Below are 15,877 nucleotides of genomic sequence, written 5' to 3' on the forward strand. Positions count from 1 at the left end.
CACGGGCGCCCGGGCGACCGAGGGCGGACTCACCGCGCGCTCACGGGCGGAAGGGCCCTCACATTACCGTCATCACCGGCATCACGGCCCGGCTACGGCGGGTGCGGCGGCCCCGCTCGCGGCGGCGGTCACGGCAGGTGGAAGACCTCCGTGAGCGGTGTCATCGCCTCGTCGGGCCGGGCGCCGTCCAGCGATTCGAAGAACGGCGCCATCTCCGCCTGCCAGCGGGCGTTGACGTCGGTGGCCTCCATCGCGGCCCGGGCGGCGGCGAAGTCCTCGGTCCTCAGGTGGCCGACGAGCAGGCCGTCGTCCCTCAGGAAGAGCGAGTAGTCGTGCCAGCCGGCCGCCCGGAGCGCGTCGAGCATCTCCGGCCAGACGGCGGCGTGCCGCTCGCGGTACTCGTCGAGGCGGTCCGCCCTGACCTTCAGCAGGAAGCACACGCGTCGCATCAACGCCCCCTCGGGCCTCAGAAGTCGAACCGGTCGATGTTCTTGGCGTCGAACACGGTCGGCTTGCCCAGGTTGATCACGCCGTCCTTGCCGATGGTGAAGGCCGTGCCGCCCGCCTTGAACGTCTCGCCCTCCTTGCCGCTGATCTGCCCGGAGGCCAGGGCGACGGCGGTACGGGCGGCCAGGTCGCCGAGCTTGGCCGGATCCCACAGCTCGAAGGCGTCGACGGTGCCGTTCTTGACGTACTTGCGCATGTCGTTGGGGGTGCCGAGACCGGTCAGCTTGACCTTGCCCTTGTACTTGGAGCCGGACAGGTACTGGGCAGCGGCCTTGATACCGACGGTGGTCGGGGAGATGATCCCCTTGAGGTTCGGGTGCTCCTGGAGCAGGCCCTGGGTCTGCTGGAAGGACGCCTGCGCGTCGTCGTTGCCGTAGGCGATCTTGACGAGCTTGACGTTCTTGTACTTGGGGTCCTTCAGCTCCTCCTTCATGAAGCCGATCCAGGTGTTCTGGTTGGTCGCGGTCTGCGCCGCCGACAGGATCGCTATCTCGCCCTTGTAGCCGATCTGTTCGGCGAGGAGCTGCACCTCGGTGCGGCCCAGGTCCTCGGCGGACGCCTGGGAGATGAAGGCGTTGCGGCAGCCCGGGTTGGTGTCGGAGTCGTAGGTGACGACCTTGATGCCGTTGGTCATGGCCTGCTTCAGCGCGGTGCACAGGGCGCCCGGGTCCTGCGCGGAGACGGCCATCGCGTCCACCCGCTGCTGGGTGAGGGTGTTGACGTAACTCACCTGGCCGGAGGTGTCGGTGGCGCTGGAGGGGCCCACCTCCTTGTACTTCTCGCCCAGTTCGGCCAGGGCCTTCTCGCCGCCCTTGTCGGCGGTGGTGAAGTAGGGGTTGTTGACCTGCTTGGGCAGGAAGCCGACGGTCAGTCCCTTCTTGGTGGCCGCGTTCGGGTCGGCCTTGCCGGCGGAGGCGGCGGCTCCGGTGTCGTTCTTGACGTCGTCCTTGGTGGTGCCCCCGCAGGCGGTGGCGGCGAGCGCGAGGGAGGTGACGGCGGCGAGGGCCACGCAGGTGCGGCGCAGGGTGGACTGGCGCATGGTCGGTTTCCTTTACGAGGGTCGGTCGGGCGGGGAGTTACGACGTCGGTGCCGGGGCGGCTCTGCGGCCCGCCCTCGCGACGGTGATCTGGCGGGCGACCCGGGGTCCGAGCACGGAGACGACGAGCAGCACGCCGGTGACGACGATCTGGGACTGGGCGGAGACGTTCAGCAGGCTCATCACGTTCTGCAGCGCGCCGAGCAGGAACACCCCGGCGATCGCGCCGCCGAGCGTGCCCTTGCCGCCGTCGAAGTCGATGCCGCCGAGCAGTACGGCGGCCACCACGGAGAGTTCGAGGCCGGTGGCGTTGTCGTAGCGGGCGCTGGCGTAGTGCAGGGCCCAGAAGACGCCGGTGAGCGCGGACATGAACCCGGTGGCGACGAACAGGAGCAGCTTGGCCCGCTTGACCCGGATGCCGGCGAACCGGGCCGCCTCCTCGCTGGCGCCGACCGCGAACAGCGACCGGCCGAACGGGGTGGCGTGCAGCACGACGACGGCGACGGCGAGCAGCACCAGGAAGGGCAGGAAGGCCTGGGGCAGGAAGCTGTCGCCCAGACGCCCGGCGGCGAACTCCTGGTACCGGGCGGGGAAGTCGGTCACCGCGTCCGAGCCGAGCACGATCTGCGCGATGCCGCGGTAGGCGGCGAGGGTGCCGATGGTGACGGCGAGCGAGGGCAGGCCGAGCCGGGTCACCAGCAGGCCGTTGACCAGGCCGCACACCACGCCCAGCAGCAGGCAGAGCGGGATGATCGTCTCGATGGCCATGCCCTGGTTCCACAGCTTGCCCAGCACCGCGCCGGACAGCCCGGCCGTGGAGGCGACCGACAGGTCGATCTCGCCGGAGACCACCAGCAGGGTCATGGGCAGGGCGATCAGCGCGATGGGCAGCGTGTTGCCGATGAGGAAGGACAGGTTGAGGGCGTTGCCGAAGCCGTCCACGAAGCCGAACGACAGCAGCAGCAGGACGATCAGGAGGGCGCCGACGACGGTGTCCCAGCGGACGGCGCGGCTCAGCGTCTCAGGCACCGGCGTTCTCCTTGGTCGGGGTGGCCTTGCTGAGGGCCGACTTCTTCTTCAGGGCTGCGGCCACCCGCAGCGCGACGACCCGGTCCACGGCGATGGCGAGCAGCAGCAGGACGCCGTTGATCGCGAGCACCCACACGGAGCTGACGCCGAGGGCGGGGAGCACGCTGTTGACGGAGGTGAGCAGCAGAGCGCCGAGGGCGGCGCCGTAGACGCTGCCGGACCCGCCGGTGAAGGCGACGCCGCCGACGACCACGGCGCTGACGACGGTGAGTTCGTAGCCGTTGCCGGTGCCGGAGTCGACGTTGCCGAACCGGGCCAGGTACAGGGCGCCGGCGAGCCCGGCGAGGGCGCCGCAGACGGTGTAGGCGGTGAGGATGCGCCTGCGGACGGGGATGCCGGCCAGCCGGGCGGCCTCCGGGTTGGAGCCGAGCGCGTACAGCTCGCGCCCGCTGCCGAAGTGCTTCAGGTAGTAGGCGGTGGCGATCAGGACGGCGAGCGCGATGAGGGCGAGCCACGGGACGGCGGAGACGCCGCCGGAGCCGAAGTCCACGAATCCGCCGGGGAGGTCGGCCGCCGTGATCTGCCGGGAGCCGACCCAGATGGAGTCGATGCCCCGGATGATGTACAGGGTGCCGAGGGTGACGACCAGCGCGGGCACCTGGCCGAGGCTGACGAGCGCACCGTTCAGCAGGCCGAAGGCGACGCCGAGCAGGACGGCGAGGAGCAGTGCGACGGCCGGGTTCCCGCCGTCGTGCAGATAGGTGCCGGCCGCGAAGGCGCTGATGCCGAGGGTGGAGCCGACGGAGAGGTCGACGTTGCGGGTGATGACGACGAGGGACTGGCCGGTGGCGACCAGCACCAGGATCGTGGCGTTGAGCAGCAGGTCCTTGATGCCCTGCTCGGACAGGAACTCGCTGTTGCCGGCCTGGGTGACGGCGATCATCACCAGGAAGACGGCCAGGATGGCGAGTTCGCGCATCTTGAAGACCCGGTCCACCAGCCGGGTGCCGCTGGAGCCGGGCACCTCGGTGAGCGGTGCCTCGTTCGGGGTGGTCACCGTCATGCGGCGGCCCTCCTGGTGACGGTCGGGGTCATACGGGCGGCCCTTCCTGGGGCTGTCATGCGGCGGCCCTTCCGGTGGCGGCGGCCATCACCATCTCCTCGGTGGCCGCGGAGCGCGGGATCTCGGCGGTGATCCGGCCCTCGTGCATGACGAGCACCCGGTCGGCCATGCCGAGGATCTCGGGCAGGTCGGAGGAGATCATCAGGACGGCGACGCCGTCGGCGGCCAGCTCGCTGAGCAGCCGGTGCACCTCGGCCTTGGTGCCGACGTCGATCCCGCGCGTCGGCTCGTCCACGATCAGCACCCTCGGGCCGGTGGCCAGCCACTTGGCGAGGACTACCTTCTGCTGGTTGCCGCCGGAGAGGGTGGAGACGGCGTCGGCGATCCGGGCGTACTTCACCTGGAGGCGTACCGCCCAGTCGAGGGAGCGGCTGCGTTCGGCGCCGCGGTCCATCAGTCCGGCCTTCACGGTCGTGCGCAGTCCGGTGAGCCCGATGTTGCGCGCGATGGACATCTCCATCACCAGGCCCTGGGCGCGCCGGTCCTCGGGAACCAGGGCGAGTCCTGCGGCCATCGCGGTGGACGGCGCCCCCCGGGTGAGCCTGCGGCCCTCGACCTCCACCTCGCCGGCGTCCCAACGGTCGACGCCGAACACCGCGCGGGCCACCTCGGTGCGGCCGGCGCCGACCAGACCGGCGAGACCGACGATCTCACCGCGCCGCACCTCGAAGGAGACGTCGGTGAAGACGCCCTCGCGGGTCAGCCGGCGCACGCTCAGCGCGACCTCGCCGGGCGTGACGTCCTGCTTGGGGTACAGCTCGTCCAGGTCGCGGCCGACCATCCGGCGGACCAGGTCGTCCTCGGTCATGCCGTCGAGAGGCTCGCTGGCGATCCAGGCGCCGTCCCGCAGCGTGGTCACCCGGCGGCAGATCTGGAAGATCTCCTCCAGCCGGTGGGAGATGAACAGCACCGCGGCGCCCTGCTCGCGCAGGGTGCGGACGACGCCGAAGAGCCGGGCGACCTCACTGCCGGTCAGGGCTGCCGTCGGCTCGTCCATGATCAGGACCCGGGCGTCGAAGGAGAGCGCCTTGGCGATCTCCACGATCTGCTGGTCGGCGATGGACAGTCCGCGGGCGGGCCGGTCGGGGTCGAGCTCGACGCCGAGCCGCCGCATCAGGGCCGTGGTCGCCGCGTGCGTGGCCTTGTGGTCGATCCGGCCGAGGGCCCGGCGGGGCTGGCGGCCCATGAAGATGTTCTCGGCGATGGACAGGTCGGGAAAGAGCGTCGGCTCCTGGTAGATCACGGCGATCCCGGCGTCGCGGGCGTCGCCGGGCCCGTGGAAGACGACGGGCTCGCCGTCGAGCAGCACCTGTCCGGAGTCCGGGCGGTGCACCCCGGCGAGCGTCTTGATGAGGGTCGACTTGCCCGCGCCGTTCTCCCCGGCGAGGGCGTGCACCTCACCGGGCAGCAGCTCCAGGGAGACGCCTCGCAGGGCGCGCACGGCACCGAAGGACTTGGAGACGTCCCGCAGGGCCAGCACCGGGGTCGGCCCCGGGTCAGGCGGGTGGGTCATGGGGGCTCCTCGACGACGCCGGCGGCACTGCCCCTCGACGTCGTGAAAGGTTTCAACTGGATTGCCGGGACGTTAGGCATCCCGGGCATGTCACGTCAATGGGTCCGAGTCGAAAAACTTTCGATAGCCGAAGGTCACGGCAGAGTCACGGACGACGGTGTTGGCCGGAGTGCTTGACACCTCCCCGGACGCCTCATAGCTTGCCGTTCTGAATCGTTTCAACAGCTCAGTCGTTCCACCCGACACCACAGGAGCCCCCAAGTGACCGACCTCGCCGCGGTGAAGGCCGCGCTCAGGACCCAGGCCGTCGAGACGCCGTCGTGGGCGTACGGGAACTCGGGGACCCGTTTCAAGGTGTTCGCGCAGCCCGGCATCCCGCGCTCGCCCCGGGAGAAGCTGGCCGACGCGGCCAAGGTCCACGAGTTCACCGGGGTCGCGCCTACGGTCGCCCTGCACATCCCCTGGGACGCCGTCGAGGACTACGCGGCGCTGGCCGGGTTCGCCGAGAAGCAGGGCGTACGGCTCGGCGCCGTCAACTCCAACACCTTCCAGGACGACGACTACCGGCTGGGCAGCATCTGCCACCCGGACGCCCGGGTGCGCCGCAAGGCGGTCGACCACCTGCTGGCCTGCGTCGACATCATGGACGCCACCGGCTCGCGGGACCTGAAGCTGTGGTTCGCGGACGGCACCAACTACCCCGGCCAGGACGACATCCACGCCCGGCAGGACCGGCTGGCCGAGGGCCTGGCGGAGGTGTACGCCCGGCTCGGGGACGGCCAGCGGATGCTGCTGGAGTACAAGTTCTTCGAGCCGGCCTTCTACACGACCGACGTGCCGGACTGGGGCACGGCGTACGCGCACTGCCTGAAGCTGGGGCCGAAGGCGCAGGTCGTGGTCGACACCGGACACCACGCGCCGGGCACCAACATCGAGTTCATCGTCGCCACGCTGCTGCGGGAGGGCAGGCTCGGCGGGTTCGACTTCAACTCCCGCTTCTACGCCGACGACGACCTGATGGTGGGCGCCGCCGACCCGTTCCAGCTCTTCCGCATCATGTACGAGGTGGTGCGCGGGGGCGGGTTCGGCTCCGAGGTGGCGTTCATGCTCGACCAGTGCCACAACATCGAGGCGAAGATCCCGGCGATCATCCGCTCCGTGATGAACGTCCAGGAGGCCACGGCCAAGGCGCTGCTGGTCGACCGGGAGGCGCTGGCCGCGGCGCAGGCCTCCGGTGACGTCCTGGGCGCCAACGCCGTGCTGATGGACGCCTACAACACCGATGTCCGGCCGCTGCTGCGCGAGGTGCGCGAGGAGATGGGCCTTGACGGCGACCCGATCGCCGCGTACGCCCGCTCCGGCTGGGCGGAGCGGATCGTCGCCGAGCGGGTGGGCGGGGAGCAGGCCGGGTGGGGAGCCTGAGGCGACCCGACCGCACCGCCCCCCGCCGCCCGTATCCACCCTCTTCCGCAGAAGGACCGAGATCCATGGCCACGCATCCCGAAGCCGCCGCTCTGCTCGCCCGCTCGCACCGGCTGGGCGCCGACCCCCGCAACACCAACTACGCCGGCGGCAACGCCTCCGCCAAGGGAACCGGCACCGATCCCGTCACCGGCGGTGACGTGGAGCTGATGTGGGTGAAGGGGTCCGGCGGCGACCTGGGCACCCTCACCGAGGCCGGGCTCGCCGTGCTGCGGCTGGACCGGCTGCGCGCCCTCACCGGCGTCTACCCGGGTGTCGAGCGCGAGGACGAGATGGTCGCCGCGTTCGACTACTGCCTGCACGGCAAGGGCGGGGCGGCCCCCTCCATCGACACCGCCATGCACGGCCTCGTCGACGCCCCGCACGTGGACCACCTGCACCCCGACTCCGGCATCGCGCTCGCCTGCGCCGCCGACGGGGAGAAGCTGACCGCCGAGTGCTTCGGCGAGACGGTGGCCTGGGTGCCGTGGCGGCGGCCCGGGTTCCAGCTCGGCCTCGACATCGCGGCGGTCAAGAAGGCCAACCCGCGGGCGATCGGCGTCGTCCTCGGCGGTCACGGCATCACCGCCTGGGGCGCGACGGCCGAGGAGTGCGAACGCAACTCGCTGCACATCATCCGCACCGCCGAGGCCTTCCTGGAGGAGAAAGGCAGGGCCGAGCCGTTCGGCCCTGTCCTGGAGGGCTACGGCGCCCTGCCCGAGGCCGAGCGCCGGGAGCGGGCCGCCGCGCTCGCGCCGTACGTGCGGGCCGTGGCCTCCCAGGACCGGCCGCAGGTCGGCCACTTCACCGACTCGGACGTGGTGCTGGACTTCGTCTCCCGCGCCGAGCACCCGCGGCTGGCCGCCCTCGGCACCTCCTGCCCCGACCACTTCCTGCGCACCAAGGTCCGCCCGCTGGTGCTTGACCTGCCGCCGGCCGCGCCGCTGGAGGAGGCGGTCGCCCGGCTGAAGGAGCTGCACACCGCCTACCGCGAGGAGTACGCCGCCTACTACGAGCGGCACGCGCTGCCCGGCTCCCCCGCCATGCGCGGCGCCGACCCGGCGATCGTGCTGGTCCCCGGGGTGGGCATGTTCTCCTTCGGCAAGGACAAGCAGACCGCCCGGGTGGCGGGCGAGTTCTACGTCAACGCGATCAACGTCATGCGGGGCGCCGAGGCGGTGTCCGCGTACGCGCCGATCGAGGAGTCGGAGAAGTTCCGCATCGAGTACTGGGCGCTGGAGGAGGCCAAGCTGCGGCGGATGCCCGCACCCAAGCCGCTGGCCACGCGCGTCGCGCTGGTGACCGGCGCGGGCAGCGGCATCGGCCGGGCCATCGCCCGGCGGCTGGCGGACGAGGGCGCCTGCGTGGTCGTGGCGGACCTCGACGGCGCGAACGCCGCGGCCGTCGCCGAGGAGCTCGGCGGCGCCGACAGGGCCGTCGCCGTCACGGTCGACGTGACCTCGGAGGAGCAGATCGCGGCCGCGTTCGAGGCCGCGGTGCTCGCCTTCGGCGGAGTGGACCTGGTCGTCAACAACGCGGGCATCTCCGTCTCCAAGCCGCTGCTGGAGACCTCGGCCAGGGACTGGGACCTGCAGCACGACATCATGGCGCGCGGCTCCTTCCTGGTCTCCCGGGAGGCCGCCCGGGTGATGACCGCGCAGGGACTGGGCGGCGACATCGTGTACATCGCGTCGAAGAACGCCGTCTTCGCCGGCCCCAACAACATCGCCTACTCCGCCACCAAGGCCGACCAGGCCCACCAGGTGCGGCTGCTGGCGGCCGAGCTGGGCGAGCACGGCATCCGCGTCAACGGGGTCAACCCGGACGGTGTGGTCCGCGGGTCCGGCATCTTCGCGGGCGGCTGGGGCGCCCAGCGGGCCGCGGTCTACGGGGTGCCGGAGGAGAAGCTGGGCGAGTTCTACGCCCAGCGGACCATCCTGAAGCGGGAGGTGCTGCCCGAGCATGTGGCGAACGCGGTGTTCGCGCTCACCGGCGGGGAACTCACCCACACCACCGGACTGCACATCCCGGTCGACGCGGGTGTGGCCGCCGCGTTCCTGCGATGAGCGGCGCAGTGCGGTCCTACGCGGCCGTCGACCTGGGCGCCTCCAGCGGGCGGGTGATGGTCGGCCGGGTCGGCCCCGGCTCGCTGGAGCTGACCGAGGTGCACCGCTTCGCCAACCGGCCGGTCAGGATCCCGGAGGGCCTGCGCTGGGACGTCCTGGGGCTGTACGCCGGCGTGCTGGACGGGCTGCGGGCCGCGGGCCCGGTCGACTCCGTCGGCATCGACAGCTGGGCCGTCGACCACGGCCTGCTGGACGCGGACGGCGCCCTGCTGGGCAACCCGGTGCACTACCGCGACGCCCGCACCGAGGGCGTCGCGGGGGAGGTGTGGGCGACCGTGCCGGCCGCCGAGCTGTACGCGGCGACCGGTCTGCAGTACGCGCCCTTCAACACCCTGTACCAGCTCGCCGCCGCCCGCTCGAGTGCCCAGTTCGCCCAGGCGCGCAGGCTCCTGCTGATCCCGGACCTGCTGACGTACTGGCTGACCGGCGAACAGGGCACCGAGCTGACCAACGCCTCCACCACCCAGCTCGTCGACCCGCGCACCCGTGACTGGGCGTACGGCGTCGCCGAGCGGCTGGACGTCGACCTCGGGCTGTTCGCGCCGCTGCGGCGGCCCGGCGACCCGGCGGGGCTGCTGCGGCCGGAGGTGCTGGCGGAGACCGGGCTCACCGGTCCGGTGCCGGTCACCGCGGTCGCCTCGCACGACACGGCGTCGGCGGTGGCCGCGGTCCCGGCGACGCAGGGGCGTTTCGCCTACATCTGCACCGGCACCTGGTCGCTGGCCGGTCTCGAACTCGACGCGCCCGTGCTCACCGAGGAGAGCCGGGCCGCGAACTTCACCAACGAGCTGGGGCTCGACGGCACCGTGCGCTACCTGCGCAACATCATGGGGCTGTGGCTGCTCCAGGAGTGCGTGCGCGCCTGGGGCGGACCGGATCTGGGGCCGCTGCTGCGCGAGGCGGCCGCGGTCCCGGCGCTGCGGTCGGTGGTGGACGCCGGCGACGAGGCGTTCCTCGCGCCGGGCGGCATGCCGGAGCGGATCGCCGAAGCCTGCCGGGCCTCGGGGCAGCCGGTGCCCGTGACGCGGGGCGAGGTGACGCGCTGCATCCTGGACTCGCTGGCCCTCGCCCACCGCCGGGCCGTCGAGGACGCGCAGCGGCTGGCCGACCATCCGGTCGACGTCGTCCACATCGTCGGCGGCGGCACCCGCAACGCGCTGCTGTGCCAGCTCACCGCCGACGCCTGCGGGCTGCCGGTGGTGGCGGGCGCGACCGAGGCGGCGGCCCTCGGCAACGTGCTGGTGCAGGCCCGCACGCACGGCCTGGCGGGCGACCTCGCGAGCATGCGCCGGCTGCTCACGCGCACCCAGCCCCTGACCCGCTACACACCCCGGGGCGGCACCGCCCGCTGGCGGGAGGCGGCGGCGCGGCTCGCCACGCGGTGAGCCGCGCCCGCCGCCCGGCGGATATCACGCCGATTACCCTGCAAACGTCCGACGACCGAAGCCTAGGAGCCGCGATGCGTGTCGCCCTGTTCCTGACCTGTGTCAACGACACGCTCTATCCGGACACCGGCCGGGCGGTGGTGAGACTGCTGACCAGACTGGGGGTCGAGGTCGACTTCCCGATGAACCAGACCTGCTGCGGGCAGGCGCACTACAACACCGGCTACCGGCATGAGGCGGAGCCCCTGGCCCGGCACTTCGCCGAGGTCTTCGGGGAGTACGAGGCGATCGTGACCCCGTCCGGGTCGTGCGGGGCGATGGTCCGCGAGCTGTACCCGCGCATGGGCGAGCGAGCCCGGGCCGAGGGCCGCGGCGACGCGCTGGCCGGCGTGCTCGCGCCGGTGGTGCCGAAGACGTACGAGCTGACGGAGTTCCTGGTGGACGTGCTGGGGGTGACGGACGTCGGCGCCTACTACCCGCACCGGGTGACGTACCACCCCACCTGCCACGGACTGCGCGCACTGGGCCTGGGCGACCGGCCACGGCGGCTGCTGAACGCGGTCGAGGGACTGGAACTGGTGGAGCTGCCGGGCGCCGAGGAGTGCTGCGGGTTCGGCGGCACGTTCGCGGTGAAGAACGCCGACGTGTCGGCGGCGATGGGCGCGGACAAGGTGCGCGCCGCCGAGTCGACGGGCGCCGAGGTGCTGTGCGCGGCCGACAACTCCTGCCTGATGCACATCGGCGGCACGATGAGCCGGCTGCGCACGGACATGCGGCCGGTGCACATCGCGGAGATCCTGGCGAGCACGGAGGAGGACCCGGCCGCATGAGCGGAACGTACCTGGGCATGCCGGCCTTCCCCGAGGCGGCGCGCGAAGCCGTCGGCGACCCCACCCTGCGTGGCAATCTGCGCCACGCCACCCATACCATCCGGGCCAAGCGGGCCAGGGCGGTCGCCGAGGTCTCCGACTGGGCGGCGCTGCGGGAGGCGGGCAAGCGGATCAAGGACCACACGCTGCGCCATCTCGAGCGGTACCTGGTCCAGTTGGAGGAGGCGGTGACGGCGGCGGGCGGCACGGTGCACTGGGCCGCCGACGCCGACGAGGCCAACCGGATCGTCACCGAACTGGTCCGGGCCACCGGCGAGTCGGAGGTCGTCAAGGTCAAGTCGATGGCCACGCAGGAGATCGGGCTCAACGAAGCCCTGGAGGCCGCGGGGATCCGCGCCTACGAGACCGATCTCGCCGAGCTGATCGTGCAGTTGGGCAAGGACCGGCCCTCGCACATCCTGGTCCCGGCCATCCACCGCAACCGGGGCGAGATCCGGGACATCTTCCGCGCCGAGATGGCCGCGTGGGGCCGCCCCGCCCCGGAGGGCCTGAGCGACTCCCCCGCCGAGCTCGCCGAGGCCGCCCGGCTGCACCTGCGGGAGAAGTTCCTGCGGGCCGAGGTCGGGATCTCCGGAGCCAACTTCATGGTCGCGGAGACCGGCACGCTGGTGGTCGTGGAGTCCGAGGGCAACGGGCGGATGTGCCTGACCCTGCCCAGGACGCTGATCTCGGTCGTCGGCATCGAGAAGATCGTGCCCACCTGGCGGGACCTGGAGGTCTTCCTGCAGACGCTGCCCCGCTCCTCGACCGCCGAGCGGATGAACCCGTACACGTCGACGTGGACCGGCACCACGGGCGGGGACGGGCCGGAGACCTTCCACCTGGTCCTGCTCGACAACGGCCGCACCGACACCCTCGCCGACGAGGTGGGCCGGCAGGCGCTGCGCTGCATCCGCTGCTCGGCCTGCCTGAACGTGTGCCCGGTGTACGAGCGGGCGGGCGGCCACGCCTACGGCTCGGTGTACCCGGGGCCGATCGGCGCCATCCTCAGCCCCCAGCTGCGCGGCACCGGCAGCGAGATCGACGCCTCGCTGCCGTACGCGTCCTCGCTGTGCGGGGCCTGCTACGAGGTGTGCCCGGTCGCCATCGACATCCCGGAGGTGCTGGTGCACCTGCGGGAGCGGGTCGCGCAGGGTGGCGAGGCGGTCCGGGCGGGCAACAAGGTGGTGCTGAGGCCGGCCCGCGGTCACGCCGCCGAGCGGGCGGCGATGCGGGCCGCGCGCTGGGCGTTCGCCCACCCGGGCGCGCTGCGCGCCGGGCAGCGGATCGCCTCCCGCACCCGCCGGCTGCATCCGCGCGCACTGCCGGGTCCGGGCCGGGCGTGGAGCGGCACCCGGGACCTGCCGGCGGTGCCGGCGGAGCCGTTCCGGGACTGGTGGCGGCGTACGGACGGCGGGAAGGGCACGGCGAAGTGAGCAGCAGGGAACGGATCCTGGGCAGGGTGCGGCGCGCGCTCGCGGACCTGCCGGCGGACGAGACGCCGTACGAGGAGGCGGTGGCGCGGGACTACCTGCGCGAGCACGGCGGCCTCACGGCCGGGCAGACCGTGGAGCTGCTGGCGGAGAACCTGGCGGACTACCGGGCGGTCGTGCACCGCACGGACGCGGCGGGCCTGCCGGACCTGATCGCCCGGCTGCTAGCCGAACGCGGCTCGGAGCGGGTGCTCGTGCCGCCGGGCCTGCCGGCCGGGTGGCTGGCGGCCACCGGTCCCGCCCGGGTGGCGGACAGGGCCGTGAGCACGGCGCGTGAACTGGACCGGGTGGACAGCGTGGTCACCGGGTGCGCGGTCGCGATCGCCGAGACCGGCACGATCGTCCTGGACGGCTCCCCGGACCAGGGCAGGCGCCGCATCACCCTGATCCCCGACCACCACGTGTGCGTGGTGCGCGTCCCGGACCAGGTGGTCGCCTCCGTCCCGCAGGCCCTCGGCCGGCTGGACCCGGCCCGCCCGCTGACCTGGATCTCCGGGCCGTCGGCGACCAGTGACATCGAACTCGACCGGGTGGAGGGGGTGCACGGGCCGCGCACCCTGGAGGTGGTGCTGGTGGACGGGGAGTGACCGGTGTGCCGGACGCGACGCGCCCGGCTCCGCGCGCGTCTCGCGTGCGCGGACCCGGGCGCCGGGGTCCGCGCCGCCGGGACACCCGACTGCGCATAGGGTGGGGCCGGTAAGTCCGCCACCGTGAGAGGTCTGTGATGCCCGAGCTCCCCTCGGACCCCGCCGTCGCACAGTTCGGTCCCCAGGGGCTGCGCCGCATCAGCGTGCCCGCCTCGTACGGCACCGTGCCGGCCTCGGCCCGCGCCCACCTCGCGCAGGTCGGTGTGCCGCTGCACGTCGGCCCGTACTTCATCGCGGCGGACGAGACCGACGGGCCCACCCTCGGGATGTACACCGGCCACCGTGGCGTGGCCCTGCAGGGCGACTGGGCGGAGTGGGTGCGCATCGGCACCGACCGGCTGGCGAACCTGTGCGTGCGCACCGACGGCTCCGTGCAGGCGGTCTTCCTCGGCCGTGGTGAGGCCGCCCTGTTCGTCAGCTCGGACGTCGCCGCCTTCACGCACTGCGCCGCCGCTCTGGACCGCGCCCTGCCGGTGATCGCCGCCTCCGACGGACTGCAGTCGGCCGCCGAGGCGTTCGCCGCGCTGGTCCGGGAGATCCGGCAGATCGACCCGGAGGCCGTCGCCGACCGGGAGAACTGGTGGTCGCGGGTGCTCGACGACGTCCGGCACACCCTCAACTTCCCCTTTTCGTCGGCCTTCGAGTACGTCGGCGAGGACGGCGCCAAGCAGATCGTCACCGCGCAGGCCGGTCCCGGCCGCCCGCACCCCGAGGAGCAGCTGTGGCAGCGGCTCTCCTCCAGCGGGGTGGAGCCCGAGCAGGTCCGCCGCGTCTACTGCGAGCTCGAACCGTGCATGATGCCGGGCCACTACTGCGCCGCCTGGCTCCAGGCCGTCCTCCCGCACGCCGAGTTCACGCACAGCTTCGACTACGGCGCCACCGCGGAGTCCCGCGAGGAAGGCCTCAAGGAACTCATCACCCACGCCGCGCGGCAGGCCCGGCAGTGACTCGCGGCCCGGGCGCCGCGGGAACGGAGGCGGGTGCGTGACCGCCGATCCCGCCCCGCCCTGGTCCCGTCCCGCCTCCGGGCGGGAGCCCGCCGCGGCCGCCCTGCTCGCCTGGCTCGGCGACCCCCACGCCCCTGGTCTCGCCGTGGTCACCGGCGCCGAGGGCAGCGGCAAGTCGCGGCTCCTCGCCTGGCTGATCGGCCACGGCACCCGGCCCGGCACCGTCGGCGAACGCCGGGTCCACGGCTTCGTGCCGCTGCCCGGCCAGACCGCGACCACAGCCGCCTGGATGCTCGGCGAACAGCTGTCGGTCGCCGCCCGCTCCCCGGGCGACCTGCTGACCGCGCTCGCCGCGGACCGGCGCCGCACCGTCATCGCGCTGCCCGAACTGCACGGCGCCGACCAGCCCGGCCCGCTCGTCGAACTCGCGCTGTCCCTGGCATCGTTGGAGCACGTGCGAGTGATCGTCGAGGTCCGCTCCGGTACGCCGTGGGCGCAGGCGCTCACCGCCGCGCCCTGCGCCCGCATGGACCTGGACGAGCCCCGGTGGACCGACGAGGCCCGCCGCGAGTCCTGGGACGCGGCCCACCCCGCCGACCGGGCCGGGTCCGCGGAGCGGGAACCGGAACCCGAGGAACCGTTCGACCTGGACGATCCCGCCTCGGTGTGCGCCGCCGACCCCTGGAGCGTGACCACCGCCTACGAACGCTCCGCGGAGGACCACGGCGGACTGCGCGCCGCCTGGCTGCGGGCCGGCGCCTCCCTGACCCGCGAGCAGCCGGCCGCGGAACGGGCCCTGGTCCTCCTGGCCGCCCTCGGTGACGCCGGTGATCCGCGGCTGCCCGCGATCCTCGAATCCCTTGCCCGGGAAGCCTCCTGGACGCTCGTCTGGCACCGGGTGCGCGGCGACGTCACCCCGCCGTGGCCCGGACCGGTCCGCTCCCTGACGGCCGGCACGGGCCCCCTGGCCGGGCAGCTCGTCGTCGCCGACCACCAGGGCACCGTGCGCGTCCTCGACGCGGCGAGCGCCCACTCCACCGGACGCCTGCCGCACGCCGCGCCCGGCGTCCTCGCCATCGCCGAGCACGGTGACGGCACCGTCAGCGCCCTCGACGAGCACGGTCTCCTGCACACCCAGCGCGCCGCCGAGTCGACGCGGCCCAAGGGGCTCGCCGCCCTGCTCGACGACGGCCCCTCGGGGCAGAAGCGGCTCCTCGAAGCGGTGGCGGAGTACACGGGGCGTCAGCGGGAGGCGTTCACCGCGCTGGCCGGCGCCGGGGACCGCGTCGTCCTCGGTGACGCCGCGGGGACGGTGCACGTGGTGAGCGCCGGCGCCGAGCCGCGCACCCGCGCCCTGCACCGGGGCCGCGTCACCGCGGTCGCCGGAACCGCCCTGCCCGTCTCCGCTGGGGGCGACACGGTCCTCCTGCTGTACACGGGCGGCGCCGACGGCACCGTACGCGCGTGGGCCCCCCACGCCGGCCCCATGCCCGAGCCGGTGGCCGCCCGCGGCTGCGCCGTCGACGCGGTGGCGGTGACGACGGCCGGGGCCGGGCTCGTCCTCGCGATCGCGTGGGCCGACGGCCTGGTGGAACACCGGGTCCTCGACGACGACCGGCTGCGCGTCTTCCGCCCCGGCAGCCGGGCCAACGCCCTCGCCCTCACGGCGGAAGGCGACCTGATGGTGGGGACGGACGAGGCGCTCGTGCGGCTGCGGGCGCGGTGACGGCCGCCGTGCGG

General features: G+C 73.2%; 13 protein-coding genes. 8 read left to right on the forward strand and 5 right to left on the reverse strand.

Annotated elements, in window-relative coordinates; translation table 11 throughout:
* Nucleotides 1-128: 128 nt before the first annotated feature.
* From TNCT1_RS27910 to TNCT1_RS27930, 5 genes are read right to left on the reverse strand one after another with little or no spacing between them, the layout of a single operon-like run.
* Nucleotides 129-449 (reverse strand): L-rhamnose mutarotase, encoded by a 321-nt coding sequence (locus TNCT1_RS27910; RefSeq protein WP_143637460.1) that lies wholly within the window; start codon nucleotides 447-449, stop codon nucleotides 129-131.
* A 17-nt stretch (nucleotides 450-466) separates the two neighbouring features.
* Nucleotides 467-1,546 carry a rhamnose ABC transporter substrate-binding protein gene (gene rhaS / locus TNCT1_RS27915; protein WP_143637463.1) on the reverse strand — a complete coding sequence of 360 codons (1,080 nt, stop codon included), beginning with the start codon at nucleotides 1,544-1,546 and terminating at the stop codon, nucleotides 467-469.
* A 37-nt stretch (nucleotides 1,547-1,583) separates the two neighbouring features.
* Nucleotides 1,584-2,573: an ABC transporter permease gene (locus TNCT1_RS27920; RefSeq protein WP_143637466.1), complete on the reverse strand. Its 990-nt coding sequence runs from the start codon at nucleotides 2,571-2,573 to the stop codon at nucleotides 1,584-1,586.
* Entirely contained in the window at nucleotides 2,566-3,636 is a 1,071-nt protein-coding gene (locus TNCT1_RS27925) for an ABC transporter permease (RefSeq protein WP_143637468.1), read from the reverse strand. Before TNCT1_RS27925 ends, TNCT1_RS27920 begins: the two co-directional genes overlap by 8 nt.
* Nucleotides 3,637-3,691: 55 nt before the next feature.
* On the reverse strand, nucleotides 3,692-5,209 hold the full coding sequence (locus tag TNCT1_RS27930) for a sugar ABC transporter ATP-binding protein (RefSeq protein WP_143637471.1): 1,518 nt from the start codon (nucleotides 5,207-5,209) through the stop codon (nucleotides 3,692-3,694).
* 261 nt (nucleotides 5,210-5,470) lie between these two features.
* On the opposite strand from TNCT1_RS27930, the gene rhaI reads away from it, so the two are divergent.
* From rhaI to TNCT1_RS27970, 8 genes are all read left to right on the forward strand, one after another.
* Nucleotides 5,471-6,631, forward strand: a complete 1,161-nt coding sequence (gene rhaI, locus TNCT1_RS27935) for an L-rhamnose isomerase (protein ID WP_143637474.1) — start codon at nucleotides 5,471-5,473, stop codon at nucleotides 6,629-6,631.
* A gap of 65 nt (nucleotides 6,632-6,696) precedes the next feature.
* Nucleotides 6,697-8,736, forward strand: a complete 2,040-nt coding sequence (locus TNCT1_RS27940; RefSeq protein ID WP_143637477.1) for a bifunctional aldolase/short-chain dehydrogenase — start codon at nucleotides 6,697-6,699, stop codon at nucleotides 8,734-8,736.
* Complete coding sequence (locus tag TNCT1_RS27945) at nucleotides 8,733-10,181, forward strand: rhamnulokinase family protein (protein ID WP_143637481.1); 1,449 nt, start codon at nucleotides 8,733-8,735, stop codon at nucleotides 10,179-10,181. Before TNCT1_RS27940 ends, TNCT1_RS27945 begins: the two co-directional genes overlap by 4 nt.
* A 74-nt stretch (nucleotides 10,182-10,255) precedes the next feature.
* Nucleotides 10,256-11,011: a (Fe-S)-binding protein gene (locus TNCT1_RS27950; RefSeq protein ID WP_143637484.1), complete on the forward strand. Its 756-nt coding sequence runs from the start codon at nucleotides 10,256-10,258 to the stop codon at nucleotides 11,009-11,011.
* Nucleotides 11,008-12,486, forward strand: coding sequence for a lactate utilization protein B (locus tag TNCT1_RS27955; protein ID WP_143637487.1), 1,479 nt, complete (start codon nucleotides 11,008-11,010; stop codon nucleotides 12,484-12,486). Before TNCT1_RS27950 ends, TNCT1_RS27955 begins: the two co-directional genes overlap by 4 nt.
* On the forward strand, nucleotides 12,483-13,130 hold the full coding sequence (locus TNCT1_RS27960; RefSeq protein WP_143637490.1) for a lactate utilization protein C: 648 nt from the start codon (nucleotides 12,483-12,485) through the stop codon (nucleotides 13,128-13,130). Before TNCT1_RS27955 ends, TNCT1_RS27960 begins: the two co-directional genes overlap by 4 nt.
* Nucleotides 13,131-13,267: 137 nt before the next feature.
* Nucleotides 13,268-14,137, forward strand: a complete 870-nt coding sequence (locus TNCT1_RS27965; RefSeq protein ID WP_143637493.1) for a nucleic acid/nucleotide deaminase domain-containing protein — start codon at nucleotides 13,268-13,270, stop codon at nucleotides 14,135-14,137.
* A gap of 37 nt (nucleotides 14,138-14,174) precedes the next feature.
* Entirely contained in the window at nucleotides 14,175-15,863 is a 1,689-nt protein-coding gene (locus TNCT1_RS27970) for an ATP-binding protein (RefSeq protein ID WP_143637496.1), read from the forward strand.
* The last annotated feature ends 14 nt before the right edge of the window (nucleotides 15,864-15,877 follow it).

This window comes from Streptomyces sp. 1-11, from assembly GCF_007176755.1.
Classification (GTDB): domain Bacteria; phylum Actinomycetota; class Actinomycetes; order Streptomycetales; family Streptomycetaceae; genus Streptomyces.